The 6717-nt window shown below is 70.6% G+C and carries 5 protein-coding genes and 2 riboswitches; of the genes, 2 read left to right on the top strand and 3 right to left on the bottom strand.

What is annotated here, in order from left to right; genetic code table 11:
• Positions 1 to 383: 383 nt before the first annotated feature.
• Together metE and J0911_RS12435 are read right to left on the bottom strand one after the other, a co-directional pair.
• A complete protein-coding gene (gene metE, locus J0911_RS12440) occupies positions 384 to 2807 on the bottom strand; it encodes a 5-methyltetrahydropteroyltriglutamate--homocysteine S-methyltransferase (RefSeq protein ID WP_207275747.1) in 2424 nt (807 codons plus the stop codon).
• Positions 2801 to 2905: riboswitch (SAM riboswitch) on the bottom strand. (Overlaps the previous gene by 7 nt.)
• A gap of 63 nt (positions 2906 to 2968) precedes the next feature.
• Entirely contained in the window at positions 2969 to 3913 is a 945-nt protein-coding gene (locus tag J0911_RS12435; RefSeq protein WP_207275746.1) for a methylenetetrahydrofolate reductase, read from the bottom strand.
• 8 nt (positions 3914 to 3921) lie between these two features.
• Positions 3922 to 4022: riboswitch (SAM riboswitch) on the bottom strand.
• A gap of 156 nt (positions 4023 to 4178) precedes the next feature.
• On the opposite strand from J0911_RS12435, the gene J0911_RS12430 reads away from it, so the two are divergent.
• Together J0911_RS12430 and J0911_RS12425 are read left to right on the top strand one after the other, a co-directional pair.
• Complete coding sequence (locus tag J0911_RS12430) at positions 4179 to 5363, top strand: NYN domain-containing protein (RefSeq protein WP_207275745.1); 1185 nt, start codon at positions 4179 to 4181, stop codon at positions 5361 to 5363.
• A 73-nt stretch (positions 5364 to 5436) separates the two neighbouring features.
• Positions 5437 to 6078 (top strand): lysophospholipid acyltransferase family protein, encoded by a 642-nt coding sequence (locus J0911_RS12425; RefSeq protein WP_207275744.1) that lies wholly within the window; start codon positions 5437 to 5439, stop codon positions 6076 to 6078.
• On the opposite strand, the gene J0911_RS12420 is transcribed toward J0911_RS12425, so the two are convergent.
• Positions 6053 to 6688: a DNA-3-methyladenine glycosylase I gene (locus J0911_RS12420; protein ID WP_207275743.1), complete on the bottom strand. Its 636-nt coding sequence runs from the start codon at positions 6686 to 6688 to the stop codon at positions 6053 to 6055. The two genes, J0911_RS12425 and J0911_RS12420, sit on opposite strands and share 26 nt — an antisense overlap.
• Positions 6689 to 6717 lie beyond the last annotated feature (29 nt).

Raw genomic sequence — 6717 nt, 5'->3', positions numbered from 1 at the left:
GGTGCCGCGGCCGCGGGAAGCGCGGCGCTCGCGCCCGCGGCTCCCAGGCCGACGACGACGGCCCCGCGGAGCAGACCGCGGCGGTCCATCGTGTGACGGGTGTGTTCCTGCGTGTCCTGAGCGTGCTCGTGTGGGTGGTGCACGGGTCCTCCACGTCGGCGAAGTGGCGAAATGGGCAGGTCAAGCCCGAGTATCGCAATCGCCACGTCGGGACGGCTACATCCCGGCTACATCCCACCTACGTCATACCCTCGACGTGATGGTGAGCCCGCCTGCCGGGCGTAGCGCTCTCCTGGCGGTTCCCGGCCGTGCGGTGCTCCAGCCGCGAGACGCGGTCACGCGGCCCCGGCCACGGGGTCGGCACGTGCCGACCCCGTACCGGCCTACAGGGTCGCCCGGACCTCCCGCGCCGCCGCGACCAGGTTGGTCAGCGATGCCGTCGTCTCCGCGTAGCCACGGGTCTTCAGGCCGCAGTCCGGGTTCACCCACACGAGCCGCGGGTCGATCTCGGCGACGGCGAGCTTCAGCAGATCCGACACCTCACCGTCGGACGGCACACGCGGACTGTGGATGTCCCACACTCCCGGTCCGATCCCGCGTGCGTACCCGGCGGAGGAGAGCCCCGGCACGATCTCCATCCGGGACCGTGCCGCTTCGACGGACGTGACGTCCGCGTCGAGGTCGTCGATCGCCCCGACGATGTCGCCGAACTCCGAATAGCACAGGTGCGTATGGATCTGGGTGGAGGGCGCGGCACCCGACGTCGTCAGCCGGAACGACCGCACCGACCAGTCGAGGTACGCCGGCTGCGCGGCGGCGTCGAGAGGCAGGAGCTCGCGCAGCGCCGCCTCGTCCACCTGGACGATCGCGATGCCCGCCGCCTCCAGGTCGGCGACCTCGTCCCGCAGTGCGAGGGCGACCTGGTTGGCCGTGTCGGCCAGTGGTTGGTCGTCCCGCACGAAGGACCACGCCAGGATCGTCACCGGGCCGGTCAGCATGCCCTTGACGGGCTTGTCGGTGAGTGACGCCGCGTACGTGGCCCACGGCACGGTGATCGGCTGCGGCCTTGACACGTCGCCCCAGAGGATCGGCGGGCGGACGCACCGCGACCCGTACGACTGCACCCAGCCGTGCACCGTCGTGGCGAACCCGGCGAGACGCTCGGCGAAGTACTGCACCATGTCGTTGCGTTCGGGCTCGCCGTGCACCAGCACGTCGAGACCGAGTTCCTCCTGCAGCGCGACGACACGCGCGATCTCGTCACGGATCCGCGACTCGTAGTCGGCGTCGGAGAGATCACCGCGCGTCCAGGCCGCACGGGTCGTGCGGATGTCGGTCGTCTGCGGGAACGAGCCGATGGTCGTGGTCGGCAGGAGCGGCAGGTCGAGCCGCGTGCGCTGTGCGGCAGCGCGGTCGGAGTAGGGCGCGCGCACGAAGTCGGCGTCCGACAGCCGTGTGAGCCGGTCCCGGACGCCGGGGACGACGACGCCGGCCGCCTCCGCTCGGCCCCTGATCGCTGCCGTCGCCTCGGCGAGCTGCGGCTCCACCGCTGTGCGGCCGTCGCGCAGTCCGCGTGCGAGGGTGACGACCTCCCCGACCTTCTGGTCGGCGAAAGCCAGCCACCCGGCCAGTGCCGGGTCGAGACGCGGCTCGTCGCCGACGTCGTGCGGGACGTGCAGCAGGGACGTGGACGTGCTGACGGCGACGGCTCCGGCACCCGTGGTGTCGCGCAGGGACTCCAGCAGGCCGAGCCGAGTGGCGAGGTCGGCCCGCCAGATGTTGTGTCCGTCGATCACGCCGGCGACCAAGGTCTTGGCGGCGAGACCCGGAACGGCGGGCGGCACGGCACCGCGGACCAGGTCCACCGCGACGGCTTCGACGTCGGTGCCGGCCAGCGGTTCCAGACGATCGCCCGTGGCGCGGCGCAGGTCGCCGAACGGCGCGGCGACGAGGAGCTGCGGGCGTTCCGTTCCGGGCGTCGGTGCCGTCAGTGCGTCGTACGCCCGGCGGACGGCGTCGGCCACCGTGTCGAACCCGGCCGGGCCCTGCGGCGTGACCAGATCACTGACGAGCGCGGGCTCGTCCAGCTGGACCCAGGGCGCTCCGGCGGCGGCCAGCGCCGCCAGCAGCGCACGGTAGGCGGCGACGACGTCGTCCAGCCGGCTCAGCGGGGAGAAGTCGTCGGGTGCGCCGTGCTCCGGCTTGCTCAGCAGCAGGTAGGTCACCGGCCCGACGATCACCGGCCGGGTCACGACAGGGATGCCGCCGTCGTCGGGCCGGGCCGCCTCGACGAACTCACGGACGATCCGGTCGTCGGCGAACCCGATCGGCGTCTCCGGTCCGATCTCGGGCACGAGGTAGTGGTAGTTGGTGTCGAACCACTTGGTGAGTTCCAGCGGCGGCTGCTCGGCCGTGCCGCGAGCGAGCGCGAAGTAGGTGTCGCCGGGTACCTCGCGCACCCCGGACCCCGGCGCGGCAGCGTCCTCCGGACGGGCCGGGCCGGCGTTCCGGCGCGCCACCTCACCGAAGCGGGCCGGGACGGCGCCCAACGTGGCGGTGATGTCGAGAACCTGGTCGTAGCGCGAGAACGAGTTCGGGACAGCGCCGGTCCCTGGCTCCAGCCCGAGCTCCACGAGGCGACGTACCGTGGCGAGGCGCAGGTCATGTGACGTCCGCTCCAGCTCGTCGGCCGTGGTCGTACCCGCCCAGTACGACTCCAGAGCCCGCTTGAGCTCACGGCGCCGCCCGATCCGGGGGTAGCCGAGCACCGTGGCGTGAGGGAACTCGGGCAGGGTGTTGTCAGTCATCTCAACTCCATCGCACCTGGCATTGAGCACCGTGCCCCGCGCGGGGGTGGTTGCTGCGGCGTCGTCGAGCCAGGTCTCTCGGCCGCTCTGGATGGGTGTACGTGCCTCCGGGGAGGCGGGAACCTCGGTGTGCGGTCGCGGGGTGGTTGCTCCCGCGCGACTCAGGCCGAGGCGGTCGTGAGACCCACGCCGGACAACAGGTCCAGCGCCGGGCGGTGCTTGTTGAAGGTGTAGACGTGAATGCCGGGCGCGCCCGAGTCGAGGACGGCCTGGGCGAGACGGACCGAGTGCTCGATGCCGCGGTCGTGCTGGGCGTCCACGTCCGGTGACCCGTCGTCGAGCCGCAGGCCGTCGAGTTCCGCGAGGAGCCCCGGGGGCGGCACGACGCCGGTCAGTTCCTGGACGCGACGCAGGCGGCGCGGCTCCGTCGTGGGGATGACCCCCGCGAGGATGGGGATCGTCACCCCGGCCCTCCGGGCCGCCTCGACGAAGCCCGTGTACGACTCCGCCTCGTAGAAGAGCTGGGTGATCGCGAAGGACGCGCCCGCCTCCTGCTTCTCCAGGAGCCGAACCACCTCCTGCTCGCGCGTCGTGCCGGCGTCCGCGTTCCCGTTCGGGAACGTCGCGACGGCGATCGTGAGCGGCTTGGCCGCGCCGCGCAGCGCCGTCGCGGGGCTGGCGGCGCACCGGCGTTCCTCGACGTCGCGCAGCAGGCGCACGAGTTCGACGCTCGAGTGCACACCATCGGCCGGTGGGCGCCAGTCCGGCTGATCCTTGGGCGGATCGCCACGCAGGGCGAGAAAGGTGCGGACGCCCGCGTCGAAGAAGTCGTCGATCACCTCCGACACGTCTTCGCGCGACGCGCCCACGCACGTCAGGTGGGCGACGGGCAGGACCGGGGTGCCTTCCAGGAGCTTGGCCACGACGGCGCGTGCCGTCGCGCGGTCACCGCCTCCCGCTCCGTAGGTCACGGAGACGAAGTCGGGATGCGTCGCGACGAGCCGGTGGGCGGTCTCCCAGAACTTCGGGGCCACGTCGGGCCGACGCGGCGGCATGAGTTCGAACGAGATCGTCGGCCGGCTCGGGTGCGGCGTCTCGACAGCCATAGGTGATGCTCCCATCGCGCCTGGCGTTAGCACCTTGTTCGCTCCGCGTGGAGCGACAGGTTGCTGCGGTGTCCTCGAGCCAGGACTCTCGACCGCTCTGGATGGTGAGCCCTCATGGTCACACATGCCCGCCATGCGATCCATATTCCGCTCACGTGCTGAGACGCAGGCCCCGCTCAGGCGGACGACGCCCTCCGCGTCCGGTATCCGGCGGCGTCGGGCCCTGCACCCGGTGATCTCGACGCCAGCCCGTAGGGTGGTTGTCATGGACAACGAAGAGCGTCTCGCCGTCTTCATCGACTACGAGAACCTGGCGCTCGGCGCTCGGGAGCACCTGGGTGGCATGCAGTTCGACTTCGGGCCGATCGCCGACGCCCTCGCGGTGCGCGGACGTGTCGTGGTGCGCCGTGCCTACGCGGACTGGTCGTACTTCGACGAGGACCGCCGGGCCCTCACCCGCCACCAGGTCGAACTCATCGAGATGCCGCAGCGCATGGGCGCCTCCCGGAAGAACGCCGCGGACATCAAGATGGTGGTCGACACGATCGAGATGGCCTTCGAGCGCGACTACATCTCCACGTTCGTCATGTGCACCGGTGACAGCGACTTCTCGCCGCTGGTCCACAAGCTCCGTGAGCTGAACAAGCGGGTGATCGGGGTGGGCGTCGAACTCTCCACGTCGCGCCTGCTCCCGGCGGCCTGCGACGAGTTCCTCTTCTACGACCGCCTGGAGGGTGTCGACGTTCCCGACGAGGGGCCCACACCCAAGGCCGCGAAGTCCCGAGGCGGCCGACGGCGGTCTGCGGCGGGCGCCCCGGCGAACGTGCCCGCCGACGACGGCGAGAAGCCGGAGCCGGCCGAGACGGGCAAGGCCACCGGCCCGTCGTCGGGCAGGAAGCGGAAGGCGGCCGCGGCGCCCGTTCCCGAGCCCGCCGAACCCGTCGTCACCGATGAGGAAGCCGACGAGCCGGAGGGCGAGCCGCCGACCATGGAGGTGCGGGTCGCCCAGACGCTCAAGGACCTCCAGGCCTCGTCCTCCGACTCGGTGACCGCCTCCATGCTCAAGCGGACGCTCGTCCGCAAGGACCCCACGTTCAGCGAATCCGACTACGGCTTCCGCACCTTCGGCGAGTTCCTGCGCTTTCTGGCGGACCGCGGGTTCGTGGTGCTCTCCGACGGGCCGTCGAAGGGTGATCCCGAGATCTCGCTGCCCGAGGCGGGGGACGCGGACGACGCGTTCAGCCTGTTGCGGTCCGTGGTCCACGGTTCCGGCGGCAGTGCGGCACTGTCCGGGCTCAAGAACGCGGTCCGGAAGCAGCGCCCGGACTTCTCGGAGAAGGCGCTCGGCTACCGCGGGTTCCTGCAGTTCGCGAAGGCGGCGCAGACCTCCGGTGCGGTGGATCTGGTTTGGGATGATGACGCGGACGACTATGTGGTGACGGCACGCTGACGAAGCCTTGGGCTCGTCGTGGCGGTGATGCCCGATTCACCACACGGGTGGGCAGGCGGTGCACAATGTGCGGGTGACGTACCGGGTACTGAAACTCATCGTGTCGATCCTGTCGCTCGTGCTGCTCCGGCCGCGAGTGACCGGGGTCGACAACATCCCTCGCAAGGGCCCGGTCATCTTCGCGAGCAACCATCTGTCGTTCATCGACTCGGTGATCATTCCGATCACCGTGCCGCGGCACGTCACGTTCCTCGCGAAGAAGGAGTACTGGACGGGCAAGGGTCTCAAGGGCGCGCTCTCCCGCTGGTTCTTCACGACGATGGAACACATCCCGGTGGACCGTGACGACCCCCGGGCCGGCCAGCGATCCCTCGAGGACGCGCTCGCCGTCCTCGAGAAGGGCGGTGCGTTCGGGATCTATCCCGAAGGGACACGGTCCCGCGACGGCAAACTGCACAAGGGGCACACGGGTGCCGCTTGGCTGGCCCTCACCGGCAAGGCACTGGTCGTGCCCGTGGGGCTCAAGGGCACCGACAAGGTCAAGCCGATCGGCAAGATGCCTCGGCTCGGACGCGTCGAGGTGCACTTCGGGACGCCGATCGATCCCTCACGGCAGATCGAGGCCGGCACCAAACCGGCCAAGGCACGGCGGGAACTGACGGAGGAGGTCATGACCGCGATCCAGAAGCTCAGCGGTCAGGAGCGGGTGGACTGACGGTGTCCCGGCGAACTGCCGGGCAGGTCGCCAGGTGATCGTCGACGAGCCCGCAGGCCTGCATGGCGGCGTACATCGTCGTCGGCCCGACGAAACGGAAGCCCTCCTTCTTCAGAGCCTTGCTGAGCGCCTTCGACTCCGGCGTCTGGGCCGGCACCTCCGTCCACGCCGCGGGTCGTTCGCGGCCCGCGGCGTCGGGTGCGAACGACCAGAACAACTCGTCGAGGCTGCGACCGTCGGCGTGCAACGCGACGAGTGCCCTGGCGTTCGCCACGGTGGCCTCGATCTTCATGCGATTTCGAATGATGCGGGCATCCGTGAGCAGCCGGTCGATGTCCTGCTCGGTGAAGGCGGCGACCACCACCGGGTCGAAGCCGCGGAAGACCTCCCGGAACGCTGGTCGTTTGCGCAGCACGGTGATCCACGACAGTCCCGACTGGAAGCCCTCCAGCGCGATGCGTTCGAAGAGTTCCGCCTCGCCGTGCACGGGGAGCCCCCATTCCGTGTCGTGGTACGCCTCGTACAGAGGATCCCCGTCGCCGAAGCATCGGGCGCCCGCCGGTCGCGGCGGAGCGTGGGAGCCGGTGGTGTCCGTCGTGGTGTCGGTCATGGGACAACTGTGCACCGGGACACCGACAC

It is taken from the genome of Myceligenerans salitolerans, from assembly GCF_017349295.1.
Lineage (GTDB): Bacteria > Actinomycetota > Actinomycetes > Actinomycetales > Cellulomonadaceae > Myceligenerans > Myceligenerans salitolerans.
Note: the sequence above shows the minus strand (reverse complement) of the source record. Positions and strands in the feature narration are given on the sequence as shown.